Origin of the sequence: Egibacter rhizosphaerae, assembly GCF_004322855.1 — a bacterium.
Classification (GTDB): domain Bacteria; phylum Actinomycetota; class Nitriliruptoria; order Euzebyales; family Egibacteraceae; genus Egibacter; species Egibacter rhizosphaerae.
Map to the genome: position 1 here is coordinate 1,940,235 of NZ_CP036402.1, position 13,996 is coordinate 1,954,230.

15 protein-coding genes are annotated in these 13,996 nt (G+C 72.1%); 7 read left to right on the forward strand and 8 right to left on the reverse strand.

Features of this window, described 5'->3' with window-relative positions:
- Window positions 1-222: 222 nt before the first annotated feature.
- Together ER308_RS22935 and ER308_RS09015 are read left to right on the forward strand one after the other, a co-directional pair.
- Complete coding sequence (locus ER308_RS22935) at window positions 223-1,449, forward strand: helix-turn-helix transcriptional regulator (RefSeq protein WP_338029795.1); 1,227 nt, start codon at window positions 223-225, stop codon at window positions 1,447-1,449.
- A gap of 265 nt (window positions 1,450-1,714) precedes the next feature.
- A complete protein-coding gene (locus tag ER308_RS09015) occupies window positions 1,715-2,281 on the forward strand; it encodes a dihydrofolate reductase family protein (RefSeq protein ID WP_131154674.1) in 567 nt (188 codons plus the stop codon).
- On the opposite strand, the gene ER308_RS09020 is transcribed toward ER308_RS09015, so the two are convergent.
- Window positions 2,274-2,546 carry a hypothetical protein gene (locus ER308_RS09020; protein WP_131154675.1) on the reverse strand — a complete coding sequence of 91 codons (273 nt, stop codon included), beginning with the start codon at window positions 2,544-2,546 and terminating at the stop codon, window positions 2,274-2,276. The two genes, ER308_RS09015 and ER308_RS09020, sit on opposite strands and share 8 nt — an antisense overlap.
- A 185-nt stretch (window positions 2,547-2,731) precedes the next feature.
- Between ER308_RS09020 and ER308_RS09025 the strand changes: the two genes are divergently transcribed.
- Window positions 2,732-3,136: a MarR family winged helix-turn-helix transcriptional regulator gene (locus ER308_RS09025; protein ID WP_205745980.1), complete on the forward strand. Its 405-nt coding sequence runs from the start codon at window positions 2,732-2,734 to the stop codon at window positions 3,134-3,136.
- Window positions 3,137-3,235: 99 nt separating this feature from the next.
- Here ER308_RS09025 and ER308_RS09030 read toward each other — a convergent pair whose 3' ends face one another.
- From ER308_RS09030 to ER308_RS09040, 3 genes are all read right to left on the reverse strand, one after another.
- Window positions 3,236-3,934 (reverse strand): GAF and ANTAR domain-containing protein, encoded by a 699-nt coding sequence (locus tag ER308_RS09030; protein ID WP_165491935.1) that lies wholly within the window; start codon window positions 3,932-3,934, stop codon window positions 3,236-3,238.
- Window positions 3,935-4,144: 210 nt separating this feature from the next.
- The gene (locus tag ER308_RS09035) at window positions 4,145-4,843 is read right to left on the reverse strand and encodes a GAF and ANTAR domain-containing protein (RefSeq protein WP_131154677.1); all 699 of its coding nucleotides are present in this window, start codon (window positions 4,841-4,843) and stop codon (window positions 4,145-4,147) included.
- A 351-nt stretch (window positions 4,844-5,194) separates the two neighbouring features.
- The gene (locus ER308_RS09040; protein ID WP_131156966.1) at window positions 5,195-5,587 is read right to left on the reverse strand and encodes a MerR family transcriptional regulator; all 393 of its coding nucleotides are present in this window, start codon (window positions 5,585-5,587) and stop codon (window positions 5,195-5,197) included.
- A gap of 115 nt (window positions 5,588-5,702) precedes the next feature.
- Here ER308_RS09040 and ER308_RS09045 point away from each other — a divergent pair, with 115 nt between their 5' ends.
- The gene (locus ER308_RS09045; protein ID WP_131156967.1) at window positions 5,703-6,605 is read left to right on the forward strand and encodes an NAD(P)-dependent oxidoreductase; all 903 of its coding nucleotides are present in this window, start codon (window positions 5,703-5,705) and stop codon (window positions 6,603-6,605) included.
- Between the two features lie 30 nt (window positions 6,606-6,635).
- Here the strand turns inward: ER308_RS09045 and ER308_RS09050 are convergent, their stop codons facing one another.
- On the reverse strand, window positions 6,636-7,055 hold the full coding sequence (locus ER308_RS09050) for a hypothetical protein (protein WP_131154678.1): 420 nt from the start codon (window positions 7,053-7,055) through the stop codon (window positions 6,636-6,638).
- Between the two features lie 557 nt (window positions 7,056-7,612).
- Here ER308_RS09050 and ER308_RS09060 point away from each other — a divergent pair.
- Window positions 7,613-8,707 (forward strand): hypothetical protein, encoded by a 1,095-nt coding sequence (locus tag ER308_RS09060; protein WP_131154679.1) that lies wholly within the window; start codon window positions 7,613-7,615, stop codon window positions 8,705-8,707.
- Window positions 8,708-8,852: 145 nt separating this feature from the next.
- Window positions 8,853-10,127, forward strand: a complete 1,275-nt coding sequence (locus ER308_RS09065) for an NAD(P)/FAD-dependent oxidoreductase (protein ID WP_131154680.1) — start codon at window positions 8,853-8,855, stop codon at window positions 10,125-10,127.
- Between the two features lie 236 nt (window positions 10,128-10,363).
- Here ER308_RS09065 and ER308_RS09075 read toward each other — a convergent pair whose 3' ends face one another.
- The 3 genes from ER308_RS09075 to ER308_RS09085 all read right to left on the reverse strand — a co-directional run bounded on the left by ER308_RS09075 (window position 10,364) and on the right by ER308_RS09085 (window position 13,001).
- Window positions 10,364-10,918 carry a hypothetical protein gene (locus ER308_RS09075; protein WP_131154681.1) on the reverse strand — a complete coding sequence of 185 codons (555 nt, stop codon included), beginning with the start codon at window positions 10,916-10,918 and terminating at the stop codon, window positions 10,364-10,366.
- Between the two features lie 308 nt (window positions 10,919-11,226).
- The gene (locus ER308_RS09080) at window positions 11,227-12,195 is read right to left on the reverse strand and encodes an N-acetylglucosamine kinase (RefSeq protein WP_131154682.1); all 969 of its coding nucleotides are present in this window, start codon (window positions 12,193-12,195) and stop codon (window positions 11,227-11,229) included.
- A complete protein-coding gene (locus tag ER308_RS09085) occupies window positions 12,192-13,001 on the reverse strand; it encodes a GntR family transcriptional regulator (RefSeq protein ID WP_131156968.1) in 810 nt (269 codons plus the stop codon). The genes ER308_RS09080 and ER308_RS09085 overlap by 4 nt, the downstream gene beginning before the upstream one ends.
- Window positions 13,002-13,242: 241 nt before the next feature.
- On the opposite strand from ER308_RS09085, the gene ER308_RS09090 reads away from it, so the two are divergent.
- Window positions 13,243-13,992: a sugar isomerase domain-containing protein gene (locus tag ER308_RS09090; protein ID WP_131154683.1), complete on the forward strand. Its 750-nt coding sequence runs from the start codon at window positions 13,243-13,245 to the stop codon at window positions 13,990-13,992.
- Window positions 13,993-13,996 lie beyond the last annotated feature (4 nt).

Sequence of the window (13,996 nt, forward strand, 5' to 3'; positions counted from 1 at the left end):
CGCTGGGAGCCGGCCACCGCCTATCGGTTGGCCAGTCGCGCGGTCGACGCGGGACGCGCCGCCGATGCAGGCGGTGCACTCGCCACCGCGCTGAGCTTGCGAGCCTGGATGGGGGCGTGGTCGGGGCTGTCGCCCAACCACCAGATCGACGCCGACGTCGAGGAGGCACGTCGCCGCGCGGAGCGGGGTGGCGATGCTGCGACCCACGCCTACGTGCTCGTCATGGCTGCGGGGGCGCTGCTCGTTGGCCGAACGAACGATGTTGGATGTGACCTGTTGGAGCAGGCCGTTGGGGTCTGCGAGGCGGGCGAACTCGTCTTCCAGCTGCCGTCCGTCCACGCGGCCCTCGGGCTGTGGTCGGTGTGGTCTGGGGAGCTCGACCGGGCACGTCGGCACGCCCGACGGGCCGTCGAGCTCGCCCGGCAGATCGGACGTCCCGGATGGGAGGCGATCGGGCTCACCGGGCTTGCCGCGGCCGCCGTCCTGCAGGGCGATCACGGTCAGGCGCAGCAACGGCTGGCCAAGGCGCAGGAGATGCTGCGATCACGAGCCCTGGAGGGATCCCAGTTCGAGACGTGGTTGCGTCCCTGGCTCGCGTTAGCGGCCTACGCATCCGGCGATCTGGACACCGCTCGGGCCACCGCGGAGGCGATCGTGCGGATCGGCCGTGGCAGCGGCAGCCGCTGGGACGAGGCCATCGGCCAGTGGCTGCTGGGCATGCTCGCACACGGCCAGGGCCGCTCCGACGACGCGCGAGCCCATCTGCAGGCCAGCCGCGCCCTGTCCGCCGACCCGCGCATGCCGTTGCCGCTGGGCCGGTCGCTGCTCGGCCTCGCGGCGCTCGCCAAGCAGGATGAGGACCTCGAGGACGCGTGGGGGCTGGCCCATGACGGCCTCGAGACCCTCGACGACTACGGTGACCGGGTCGGGGCCGCCGCCGCGCTGGAGACGATCGCCGACCTGGCCACCGCCCTGAGCGAGCCCGCGCGGTCGCTGCGCCTGCTCGCCGCATCTGAGCGGTTCCACACCGAGTCGGGCATCGCCCGCTTCCCGGCTCAGGCAGACCGTTTCGATCGAGCCCGCCACGCCGCACGGGCCGCACTGGATGACACGGAGGCGACCACCTGCTGGGAGGAGGGCGACCCGCTGTCGCTGGCCGACGCGGTCGCCTACGCCCGCCGCGGACGGGGCGAACGGCTACGCCCGCGGATCGGCTGGGCGTCGCTGACCCCCGTCGAACGCGACCTCGTGCGACTCGTCGCCCAAGGCCACACGAACGCCGAGATCGGCGAGCGCCTGTTCATCTCCGTCAATACGGTCAAGAAGTACCTGACCCGCGTGTACGCCAAGGTCGACGTCGACGGGCGCGCCGAACTCGCCGCGGAAGTTGCACGAGCCCGGGATGCACCCGCGCGCGAGTGTTCTCGGGAAGGCTGTGGGTGCGGATGAGCCAGTGAAGGTCCTCAACCGCGCTCTCGGCGAGTTCCACCCGAGCCAACGGCTATAGCTCGTCCAGCGGGACCGTCTGCCCTGCGGCTGCCTGCCGGACGCTGGTTGCGTTTGATCGTCGAACCAGATGGCGGCGCCCGGACGGCCAGATCTGACGGTCGACGGGCGGCTTCGACAGCTGATCGATGAGTTCCGTGTCGTCGGGACGTCAAAGTCCTCCAGAACCGCTGGGAGACTGACGCCCTCGTACGCGAAGGAGACGCACGTGGCCAAGCTCATCTACTCGATGATCACCTCACTCGACGGCTACGTCGAGGCGGCTGAGGGCGACCTCGGCACCGGGCCCGCCGAAGACCAGGAGGTGCACACGTTCATCAACGACACCTTCCGCCACGTCGGCACGTTCCTCTACGGCCGGCGGATGTACGAGACGATGGTCTTCTGGGAGACCGCGCACACCGAGCCCGGCCTGCCGCCGCACATGCTGCAGTACGCGCGCGACTGGCAGGCTGCGGACAAGATCGTCTACTCCACGACACTGGAGTCGGTGTCGAGCGCGAAGACGAGGATCGAGCGGACCTTCGACCCCGACGCGGTCCGTCGGCTCAAGGCCCACGTAGATCACGACCTCACCATCGACGGCCCGACCCTCGCCGCCCACGCGATTGCGGCCGGACTGGTGGACGAGTACCACCTCTTCATCACCACGAGCGCGGTCGGCGGCGGCAAGCGCTTCTTCCCGGATGGCGTGCGCCTTGATCTCGACCTAGTCGAGGAGCGGACGTTCGACGACAGCGGGTTGATCTACGCGCGCTACCAACCGCTCAGGTGACGTCCCGGCGCTTGGTGAGGATCACGCCGAGGACCACGAGCACCAGCGCGTAGGCGAGCAACGCGAGTCCTCCTTCCCAGGCGTCGAGGTAGGCCCGGTTGGTCAGGGTGCTGCCCGTGAGCGCGCTGCGCGCAGGACCGGGAAGGTAGACCGTCCAGCTGTGGATGGCGCCGACCCCGGTAAGCACCGGTTCGACGACGAAGAGGTAGATGAGCAGACCGACGACGGTGACGGTCTGGTCCTCGAGGAGCGCGCCGAGACCCACGCCGATCAGCGCGAAGGCAACGGTCGCCGCGCGACGCCGGCGATAGTGGCCAGGTTGCCGGTGTCAGCGAAGTCGAACGTGATCCCTCGGGCGGCGAGCCAGGGCCACGCGATGGCAAGGGCGACGGCGGTGCAGGTGACGGCGAAGGCGATGGTGACCCAGCGGGCCCGGATCGGCGCGCCCTGTTGGAAGGCGTCTTCGAACTCACGGGCCGCCTCGCCGACGACATGGGCGATGAGCTGGAGGGCGAAGGGCTCACCCAGGCCCGCGCCGAGCTCTTGTGGCGCCTGCACGTCGCCGGGCCCTCGACCCAGCGCGCGCTCAGCGAGGCGCTACGGTGCACCCCGCGCAACGTCACGGGACTGGTCGACGCGCTCGAGGCCGCTGGGCTCGTTCGGCGGGAACCCCACCCCGAGGATCGGCGCGCCATGCTCGTTACCCTCACCCCCCAGGGCGAGAAGCTGCTGGCACGCTGGCGAGAAGGCTACGAACAGCTCGCGGGACGCCTCTTCGGTGACGTATCCGCCGGGGATCTGCGCGGCTTCCACGCCACCCTGTCCCACATGCTCGAGCAGCTCCGCCGACAGTGACAGTGCCCTTACAGGGGCTGAGAGGGTCGGAGCAGTACGAGCAGCTCCGACATGAGCGTGCGCGTGCGCGCCCGAACCGCGCGGGTGCGCCCCGGCCGGCTAGCAGTCGAGGTGGCCGTTGACGACGGCGCGGGCGGCGTCGTGGATGCGTTCGCGGCGGCTGCGGGCGGCGCCGCGGAGCCGCTCGAAGGCGGTGGCAGCGTCGAGGCCGTGGCGTTCGGCGAGCTTGCCCTTGGCCTGTTCGATCACCACGCGGCTGTCGAGCGCGTGTTGCAGCTGCTCGCGAACGGTGTCGCGCTCGACGATGGTCTGGGCGTTGAGGATGTAGGACGCGGCCATGTCAGCCAGCACCCCGGCGGCCTCGACCCGGTCGGCAGGCCATTCCTGTGGGCCACGGCGGTAGAGGTCGAGCGCGCCGAGGGGGCGTCCCGCCGCATACAGCGGGACCCCCGCGACCGCGCACCAACCCTGCTGCAACGCCACCGGGGTGAAGCGGGGCCACCGCGTCTCCGCGGTGAGATCGGCGCTGGTGACCACGTCCCCGCTGGCATAGGCCTCGTGACAGGGACCGTCACCGACTTCGGTCTGGTGGTCCTCGATGCGCACCACCTGCGCGTCCGACGCGCTCACGAACTGCAGCTCTCCGTGCTCGCCCAGCGACACACCGGCGCCATCGATGTCGAGCGCGGCCACGACCTGGTCGGTGAGCCGGTACAACACATCACCAACCTCGTAGCCGTCCCTGAGCGTGCGCGCGTAGTCGGCGAACACCCGCACCAGCTCAGCCTGATCCACCATGGCCAGCCCCTCCATGCCTCTTGGGGTCGCCGCCTTCCCGACGAGAACGGCCACCCGACGAACTCTGGACACCACAGGCGCCGGCGAGGTCAAGGCCGAACGGACACCCACCGTCGGTGGTGGACGTGGGCAGCGTCGGGGCGCTGCCAGGCAAATAGGCTAGCCGCCCCCTCCGCGCCCGTCACCTTCTCAGGTTGGGCCGTGGCGGCGTCACAGATCGAGCTCGCCGGCGACGATCTCGGCGGCGACCTCGTGGATGCGGCGGCGTTGGGCGCGCGCGTAGGTGCGCAGCCGCTCGAACGCCTCAGCAACCGGCAGGTCGTGGCGTTGGGCGAGCATCCCGTTGGCGCGTTCGACGATCACGCGGCTGTCGAGCGCGTGCTGTAGCTGCTCAGCCAAGGTGCGGTGCTCGTCGAGCTTGCGGGCGTTGAGGATGTAGCCGGTGGCCATGTCGGCCAGCAGCTGCCCGGTCTCGGCTTCCTCGTCGGTCCACTCGTGCGGCGCCTTGCGGTACAGGTTCACCGCCCCGACCCGCTCGTCGGCCACCGCCATGGGCAGCCCCGCGACCGCGGCCAGGCCGACCCCGGTCGCCCCCGCGCGGTAGGAGGGCCAGCGGTCCTCGTGGCGCAGGTCGACCACGAACACGGCGCGGCCGGTGGTATAGGCCTCGTAGCAAGGCCCCTCGCCCACCGAGACCTGCGTTTCCTCGACGCGGACCACGTCCTCGTCGGTGGCCGCGACGAACTGCAACGCCTCGCCCTCCCCGAGCGACACCCCGGCACCATCGATCCCCAGCACCTCGACGCACTGGTCGGTCAACCGGTACAGGACCTCACCCACCGAGTAGTCGCCGAGGATCGTGCGGGCGTAGTCGCCGAACGCGCGACGCAGCGCGGTCGAATCGATCATGGTGCTCGCCCCTTTCCCAGGGGTCACGCCGCGGCTAGACGAAGCGGCGACGGAACACCATGGCGAGAAGCATCCAGCCCGCCCTCTTGACCTATGGGCCCCGAGGGATGGGAAACCCCGCGCAGGATCGCGCGAGCCAGCACCTCACTCCGCAATCAACCACCCTAACGAGTTGCGGGCTCACACGCGGAGACCCCTCCCGCGACCAGGGGGGACCTCGCCGGGTCGGTCGGTTAGCGCTCTGGGGTCGAGTGGTTCCGCTTCCCACCCGGTCGCATCCCGGCCCCGACCTCCCTGGACGTCCTCGGGCGAGCACGCACCCGCTGACGACCACCGAGGGGACGCTGACCATCACATCGGCGCGGCCTCGCAGGTCGCGGGGGTCCGCGCGTGACGCTGCTCGGTGATCGCGAGGTAGTTGCCGAGTTCGTCGCGAGCACGGGTGAGCGCGTCCAGGCGCTCGTCGAGTCCCTGCAGGCGGGAACGCAGGACTGCCAGCAGCTCCTCGCAGGGCTCGAGCTCGGGTGCTTCGCCGCTCGCGCACGGCAGCAGGTAGGCGATCTCCGCAGTCGACAGTCCGGCGGCGAGCAGTCCCCGGATCTGGCGGACCCGCAGGACCGCGTCGTCGGCGTACTCGCGATAGCCGTTCGCGCCACGATCGGCCTGGAGCAGCCCCTGGCCCTCGTAGTAGCGCAGCTGGTGGGTGTTCACCCCGGTCCGCCGGCTGAGCTCACCGATCAGCACGACCGCCCTCCCCTCGCCACAAAGCCCGTGCGCGTACCCGCGCTTGACCTTCACACCGGTGTGAAGGCTGACACTTCTCGCCGTCAGCCACTCACCCACGTGCAAGGAGACCATGATGCAACCTCACGTTCCCAGCGACACCACCGTCACCGTCCTCGGCCTCGGCCTGATGGGCCGGGCGCTCGCCCACGCGTTCCTGCGCAGCGGACACCCGACGACGGTGTGGAACCGCACTCCCGCGAAGGCCGAGCAACTCATCGCCGACGGCGCCGTGCCAGCCGAATCAGCGGCCGAGGCGGTCGCGGCGAGTCCGCTCGTCGTGGTCTGCGTCACCGATGGTGACGCGGTGCGCGACGTGCTCGGCTCCGTCGACGCTCGCGTGCTCGAGGGGCGGGTGGTGGTCAACCTCACCTCGAGCACGTCAGAGGAGGCACGGCAGATCGCCGAGTGGGCGACGGGGAGCCGCGCGACCTACCTCGCCGGCGCGATCTCCGCCTCACCGTCCGACATCGGGGGCGAGGGCGCCGCGATCCTCTACGCCGGCCCCCGGTGGGCGTTCGACCAGCACGCGGGGATCCTCGAGCCCCTCGCGGCAGGCACGACGTACCTCGGCGAGGACCACGGCCTCGCGTCGCTGTACGACGCGGCGACGCTCGGTCTGATGTGGGGAATCCTCAACGCCTACCTGCACGGTGCCGCACTGCTCGAGGCCGCAGGCGTGGACGCCGTGACGTTCGCCCCACTGGCCTCCGCAGGGGTGCGCACCGTCGTCGACTGGCTGCCGGGCATCGCCGAGCAAGTGGACACCGGCAGGTATCCCGCCGTCGATGCGAGCCTCGACATCCACGTGGCCGCTATGGGCCACCTCCTCGACGAGAACGAATCCCTCGGTATCGACACGGGGCTGCCGCGGTTCGTGAAGGACCTCGCCGACCGCGCCGTCGCAGCCGGCCACGGCGGCAGCGACTACGCCGCGATGATCGAGCAGTTCCGCAAGCCCGCGGGTCACTTCGAGTGAGCCCGTCCGGTCAAGGCACATCACCGCCGCTCACGCTCGGATGGGCTGGCCCTCGCAGCGGGCCCTCAACCCGGCGAACATCCGTGGGGCGAAGACCGCGTCGACCAGCTCATAGCCGTGCAGCATCGCCCACACCCACGGGCTGCGCTGGCAGCGATAGCGCACCCGGACCAGCAGGCGGGCGCGGCCCTCCCCGACCGGTTCCAGGACGAACGCCCACGTGAAGTCCAGGAACGCTCGCGCGTACCCACGGGAGTCGGGGTCGGTGTCGGCGGGGTCGAGCGGGCGGCCAGTGACCGGATGGATCGTCGCGCGGAAGACCAGCACCCGGGGTTCCTCGAGCCGGGCGACTTTGAAGCTGAACGGGCCGGTCGCGTCGTCGATGCGATCGCCCACCGCGAGGTGCTGCAGCTCGGGGATGATCCGCGTCGCGCTCGTCTCGCCGGCCACGGCCGCCGGTACACGAGATAGCCGCCCGTGGCAAGGACACCGGCAGCCGTTGCGAGGGCGATCGGTCGACTCCGCATGCTCGTCTCCAGTCGGATGGTGTGGCAGCCTGCGGCGCATGGCCGACCGCACGCAATCCTGCCAGGACCGTGGCCGCTGGTCGCTGTGGTCTCGCGACTCGACGCTCAGCATCGCCTCGCACGGCTCGGCGCTGTCCATCGCCTCCATCGGGTCGACCGCCTCCGTGGGCTCGATCGGCTCGATCTGCTCGATCGTGTCGATCGGTCGGCCGGCTCCATCGGCTCGGTCCTGTCCGCTGCCAGCCATTGGTCCCTGCTGTCCTACCGGTCCAACCGTGCGATCCGTGCCGCCGGAGTCGCCGGCGACAGCCCTGCCACAACCGCGCTCGTGGTGGTCGCCGCCGGCGCGTTCGTCGCCGATCAGCTCGCCCGACGACGCGCACGCCGTGGCACGGCTCGTACCGCTGAGGGCACCGAGTAGATGGGGGCAATCCCCGATGGGTTCCTCGCACGCCGCTGCGGCATGCTGGCGTTCTCAGGGTGGCCGAGCGATGGACGGGGGCGGGCGTGGGGGCCGTGGACAGAGAGCCCGGCGCGGGAACGGAAGGGGCAGCGTTCGCCATCACGCGGACGACCGCGCTGCTCATCGCGGTCGGCGTGTGGTCGGTCTTGAACCTGGTCGCGGGGACGGCGTGGGCGATGGGTGCCACCGGCTACCCGTTCGTGGCCGATCCCGCCAGTCCGTTCGACCCGCTGCTCGCAGGGTTGAGCGCGCCGCTGGGGGCGGCGGCCGTCGCGACAGTGGGGGCCGTGAGCCTGTTGGCCGCCCTCGCGGGCGGACTCGTGCGCCGTCCGGGGCCCGTGGCCACGGCGGTGGTCGCGCTGTTGGCGTTGGCGAGCGCCGCGACACTGCTGATCGTGCCCGGCATCCGGGTGCTCGCCGCGGTCGCGTACACCCCGCTGCTGCTGCTCGGCGCGCCCTTCGACTGGCCACAAGGCGCCTCCCTGGCCATCGTCTGGCCGTGGCCGGTGACCTACGAAGCGCTGGCGCTGACCGGCGGACTGTTGAGCGCGTTCGCAGCCGCGGCCGTGCGACGTCGCGCCACCGACGGCTCGCCGCACCCGGTGCCCCAGGCCACAGCAGCCACCGCGCGGCGCTGGGGCCGCCGCGCGGTCGCCGTGGCCGTCGCCGTGCCCTTGGCGTACGCGGCCACGCGCTACGCCTGGGCGCTCGGGCTCCCGCTCGGGATCTCCGACGAGGTGCATCGTGAAGGGCAGGCCACCGGCCTGTGGCTCCAGGGAGCGGCGCTCGCCAGTCTCGCGGTGGCCGGAGCAGGCCTGACCCTCGGCCTGCACCAATCCTGGGGCGAGACGGTGCCGCGCTGGATCCCGGGGCTCGGCGGCAAGACCGTGCCACCCACGGCGGCGACCGTTCCCGCGTTCGTCGTCGCCGCGCTGGTCACGATGGCGGGGCTCTCGTTCGTGCGACTGCACCTCGCAGGTGCCTTCGACGACTTCTTCGCGGGCACCAGTTGGGCGGTGCTCGGACCCGAGTTGCTCTGGCCAGTGTGGGGCGCTTCCCTGGCCACCGCGGCACTCGCCTACCACACGCGTCGCCAACACCCGCGGGGGTAGCGCCCGGTGGCGGCCGAGCGCCACCACCGACCTCTGCTACGTTGTCCACTGATCCGTGTGGCCCCGGCTACCGTCGCGCGCATCCGGGTGGGGCCGCCGTGTCACCGCGCATCGCGGCCACAGCGCTCGAGGAGGACACCCGCAGATGTCGGGAGCGGGCCCGGCACATCGTTGGCCCCAGCCCCAGCACGTCGGCGTGATCGGCGCGGGCGTGGTCGGGCTGTCGACGGCGTGGTTCCTGCAGGAGCAGGGCCTCCGGGTGAGTGTCCTCGAGCGGCGGAGCGTCGCCGCCGGCCCGTCCTGGGGCAACGCCGGACTGCTCACCCCCAGCTTCTCGACGCCGCTGCCCGAGCCGGGCATCCTGCGCTACGGCGCGCGTGCGGTGCTCGATCCCTCGTCGCCGGTGTCGATCCCGATCACCGCCGACCCACGGTTGTGGCGCTTCCTCGCCGCGTTCGCCCGGCACACGAGCCCGCGCCGCTGGCGGTTGGGGGTGCGCGCACTCGTCCCGCTCAACCGCCAGGCACTCGCCGCTTTCGACCGGCTCGCGACCGGCGGGGTGCGTGTCGGCGCGCGCGAGGCCGAGCCGTTCCTCGCCTGCTTTCGTGACCTCGAGGAGCGCGAGGAGGTGCTCGCGAAGTTCGCGCGCGAGCAGGCCCTCGGCCAGGAGATCGACTTCGAACTGCTCGAGGGCCACGAGGCCCGCGCCCTCGAGCCGATGCTCTCGGACGAGGTCGGCGCCGCCATCCGGCTGCACCGCCAGCTCCAGATCGACACCCCGGAGTTCGTGCACGCCCTCGCGGACGCAGTCACCGCGCGAGGCGGGGAGCTGTGCGAGGGTGTGGACGTCACCGGCATCCGGCACCGGGGCCGCACGAGCCTGGACGTCACCACCCATCGGGGCGAGACCCAGCCGTTCGACGCCGTCGTCCTCGCCGGAGGCGTCGGGTCGACGGACCTCGCTCGGCCCTTCGGCGTACGTCAGCCCATCCAGGCCGGCCGCGGCTACAGCTTCTCCGTCCCCGCCGAGCGGCCACCGAGCGGGCCGATCCACCTGCCGACCCAGCGCGTGGTGTGCACGCCGATGCGCGACCGGCTCCGCGTGTCCGGAATGATGGAGTTTCGCCGGCCGGACGCGCCGCTCGACCACCGACGCGTCAACGCGATCGCCGACGCCGCCCGACCGATGCTCACCGGCCTCGACCTGGACGCCCGTTCCGACGAGTGGGTCGGGGCGCGGCCGGTCACGCCCGACGGGCTGCCGCTCATCGGACCGACGCGCTCGCCACGGGTGCTCGTCGCCGCCGGTCACGGGATGTGGGGTCTGCTGCTGGGGCCGGTCACGGGCCAGCTCGTCGCCGAGTCGATCGCGACCGGCATCGCCCCACCCGAGCTCACGCCGTTCGACCCCCTGCGGTGAGTTCCTCGGTGAGCCACGTTCAGACGGTGCAGCCCGCCAGCTCCCGCCACTCGCGGGCGAGGTGCGCCTGGTCGGCGTAGCCGCACGCGGCCGCCACGAGCCTCATCGGATGATCGTGCCCATCGCACCCGGTGCGCGCAATGGCCGCGTTCGTCGCCGCTCCCTCGACAGACGAGAGCGGCGCAGCCCGGGGTCCGGGGGCTGCGCCGCGATCCGCGTGGCAGGGGGCCTCCGCGCTACTTGAGCCAGGGGGCCTTCTGCACGATGGCCAGCTGCTCCCACCGACGACCCAGACCCCAGGTGTGCCCGGCCGCACCCACCGCGAAGGCCACGAACAGCAGCGCGTACAGCAGGTGATAGGTCATGAACGGGTTGCTCTCCGGCAGCAGGCTGCCCGCCCACATCATCACCACCACCACGCCGCCCAGCACCGCGTTGACGCGCAGCCCGATCCCCAGGATCAACGCCAACCCCATGCCCAACATCGCCACCATGTACATCACGTCCGCGAACGCCGTGCCCGCCAACGCCTGAAACGCCGGCGCGAACGGACCGCTGGTGCCGTGCTCCAACCAGCCCGCCGCCGGACTCCCGCCGGCGACCCACGCCTCAGCCGGCGCGGTCGAGAACCGCAACCCGAACGCGCTGTCCAAGAAGCTCCACAGAAAGATCCAGCCGGTCGCGATCCGCGTCACCGCGAAGATCCGCGCGAACGCGCGCGACCGCGGCGTCTGCTCGGCCGCCGGCACGTCGGCGACAGTGATCATGGGCTCGTGAGTGGTGGCGCTCATCGTTCTTCCTCTCTCCAACCAGGGGCCTCGACGCCCCGATCAGTGGCAACGCCCCGCGTGGTGACGTCAACCAGAACTATGCTCGCCCGACCCCACCCGTCACCGTGCCGAACCGCCCCACTTCAGCGGGCCATTTAGGGAGTCCGCGCGGGACCTCTGGCCCCCCGGCCGCAGGGACCCACGGCCTTCGGGGCGCCGACGGGGCGCGATCCCCGCTACCCCTCGCTCCTTGAGCGCACGGCCCCGATGGGCGACGGCCCGAAGGGGCGGCTCGCGGGAAGCTCGTACCCGCGGGCTGCACGAGCGCCTCAACCCGTGGAAGGCGGGGAGCTGGCGCGCGGCGGGGTTCGCTGCACGAGGGGATCGAGGAGGGTGGGTTCGTCGGCGACGGCGATGCGGTAGGCGCCGTCGAGCGCGTTCCCGCGCGGTGGCCGCAGCGGCTGGCCGGGCAGGAGGGCCGCGAGGCGTCCCCGGAAGGGCTCGACGAGCAGATCGCCGGCGTCGAACAGCCCGCCGTTCCACGACACCGGGGCCTGCGGATCGAGGGACACCCGGCGCGCCGCGGCGGCGAGCGCGTCAGCGAGCGCGGCCCCGGCGCGCGACCAGATGCGCTGCGCGTCCTCATCGCCTTCACGTGCGGCGGTCGCCACGTCGACGGCGAACGCTGCGATCGTCTCGGCCGGCCGCTCACTGCCGTACACGAGGGTCGTGAGCGACGCCGGCTCCCCGTAGCGCGCCGTGGCCAGTTGCGCGAGCCGCTCCGAGCCGCCGCGGCCGTCGGTCGCACGCAGCGCGCTGCGTAGGCCCTGCTGGCCGATCCGGAACCCGCTGCCCGCGTCATCGAGCAGATAGCCCCAGCCGTCGACGCGCGCGGTCGCACCGCGGGCATCGATCGCGAGCGCGATCGTGCCGGTCCCACCGGCGACGACGGCACCCGGCTGCGAGCCCACAGCCCCGCAGAAGGTCGTGACCACGTCACTGGCGACCCCGCAGGATTCCGCGCCCGTGGCCACAGCGAGCACCTTGAGCACCGTCGCGGCGTGCTGGCTGGGCGCGTGCACCCCCGTGAGCCCCAGACACGCCGCGTCGACCCGCTGGCCATCGAGTCCGGCCGCGACGACCGTGGCCTCCAGCGCCTCCCGGACCGCCCGCGGACCGCCGGGCTCGGCGACGTGCGCGAGACCGGGCCCGCGGGCCCGCGCCACCGCCCGCCCGTCCACGTAGCCCGCGAGCGCGGTGTGGCTCTTGCCGCCGTCGAAGGCGAGGACGCGGGTCATCCCGTCGGCTCGCCGAGCCGTTCGGGGCCGCCGTCGAGCAGCTCGCGGGTGGTCTCCTCGACCGCCGGGTGGCCGATCTCGCCCTCGCCCGCTGCCGCGTCATCCGGGTGGAGCCGGCTCACGATCCGATAGCGATCACCGCGATACACCGAGGCGACGAACTCGACCACGCGATGGTCGGCATCGCGCGTGACCCGCTCGAAGAGGAACGCCGGGGAGTGCAGCGGCACGCCCAGCAGCGCCGACTCCCCCTCGTTGGTGACCGTCGGCTCCGCGGTGCGCAAGCCGTGCTGCACCCGGATGCCGTACCGTTCCCGCAACAGCGCGTAGAACGACTGGGCCTCGAAGTCCTCGCGCGCGAGACCCGGCACCAACCCCGCCGGCACGTGCAGCCGCTCGATCGCCATCGGCTCGCCATCGGCCAGCCGCAACCGCGTCGCGCGCACGACCGGATCCGAGGGCGAGACCCAGAGCCGCCGGCCGATCCGGGCACCCGCCGGCACCGTCTCGAACTCGACCACACGGCTGCCGGGCCACAAGCCACGGCGGCTCGTGTCCTCCGAGAACGACGACATCGCGTTCGGGTGCGCCAGCTTGCCGTCCCCCACGAAGCTGCCCTTGCCGTGACGTCGTGCGACCCGACCCTCCTCCTCCAGCTGGTCGAGCACCCGGCGGAGGGTCATCCGGGCCACCCCCAGCTCCGCGGCCAACTCGCGCTCCGACGGCAACGCATCACCCGACGACAGGCCCTCGATCAGGTCCAGAACCGACGCGCGCACCCGCTCCCGCTTCGAGCCCTCGGCCACCGTCAACGTCGCGTCTCCACCCTGTGGACCACTGGTCTAATATCAGAGTAGCCCGGGCGCGAACCTCACCGCAAGCAGCACTCGGTGTCACGACGGTGTGACGCATCATGCCAGTGATATCGGCCCGCGGGGGCAGGACGGGTGGTTGACCGAAAGGTGTAGACCACTTAGGCTACTGGTCCACTGCCGTCGGCGAGCGACCCGCGGGCGAGGAGCCCGTCCGTCATCCCAGGAGCCGCGCATGCCGTCCCCCGAGTCCGCACACCCCTACGTCGCCGGCGTCGTCGACCGCCTGCTCGCCGCCGCTGCGGAGCAGGACACGACGCTGCGCAGCTGTGCCGAGCAGCTCGCCGACCGCGTCCGCGACGGCGGGGTGCTCCACGTGTTCGGCACCGGGCACTCGCACATCGTCGCCGAGGAGCTGTTCGCCCGAGCCGGCGGCCCCGCGTTCGTGAACCCGATCCTCGACGAGACCCTGATGCTGCACGCGGGCGGGGGCCTGAGCACCCGCGCGGAACGGTTGCCGGGCTACGCCCGCGTCGTGCTCGACGGTCACGACCTGCGGCCCGGCGACGCGCTGCTCGTCGTGTCGAACTCCGGACGCAATGCCGTCCCGGTCGAGGCGGCGCTGCGCGGCCGCGAACTCGGTCTGCTCACGCTGGCGCTCACGTCGTTCGGGCACTCCTCCTCGGTCACCTCGCGCCACGGAAGCGGCCAGCGCCTGATGGATGTCGTCGACGTCGCGCTCGACAACCGTGCCGATCCCGGCGACGGGCAGCTCGAGCTCCCCGGCAGCGGCGCCCGCTACGGGCCCACCTCGACCGTGGTCGGCACCGCGCTCGCGCAGACGCTCGTCTGCATGGTCGTCGAGACGCTCGACGGGCAGGGGCACACGCCGCCGCTCATCCGCAGCGCGAACCTCGACGACAGCGACGAGCAGAACCGCGCCCGCAAGGCTCCCTACCTGGACCGCATCCCCGCGCTGCGCTGACCGC

Bases quoted from the DNA above. Each gene is read 5' to 3' on its own strand.
- ER308_RS22935 (WP_338029795.1), top strand. From the start codon at position 223: ATGGCTGCGGGGGCGCTGCTCGTTGGCCGAACGAACGATGTTGGATGT.
- ER308_RS09030 (WP_165491935.1), bottom strand. From the start codon at position 3,934: ATGGTGGATCAGGCTGAGCTGGTGCGGGTGTTCGCCGACTACGCGCGC.
- ER308_RS09035 (WP_131154677.1), bottom strand. From the start codon at position 4,843: ATGATCGATTCGACCGCGCTGCGTCGCGCGTTCGGCGACTACGCCCGC.
- ER308_RS09045 (WP_131156967.1), top strand. From the start codon at position 5,703: ATGCAACCTCACGTTCCCAGCGACACCACCGTCACCGTCCTCGGCCTC.
- ER308_RS09065 (WP_131154680.1), top strand. From the start codon at position 8,853: ATGTCGGGAGCGGGCCCGGCACATCGTTGGCCCCAGCCCCAGCACGTC.
- ER308_RS09075 (WP_131154681.1), bottom strand. From the start codon at position 10,918: ATGAGCGCCACCACTCACGAGCCCATGATCACTGTCGCCGACGTGCCG.
- ER308_RS09080 (WP_131154682.1), bottom strand. From the start codon at position 12,195: ATGACCCGCGTCCTCGCCTTCGACGGCGGCAAGAGCCACACCGCGCTC.
- ER308_RS09090 (WP_131154683.1), top strand. From the start codon at position 13,243: ATGCCGTCCCCCGAGTCCGCACACCCCTACGTCGCCGGCGTCGTCGAC.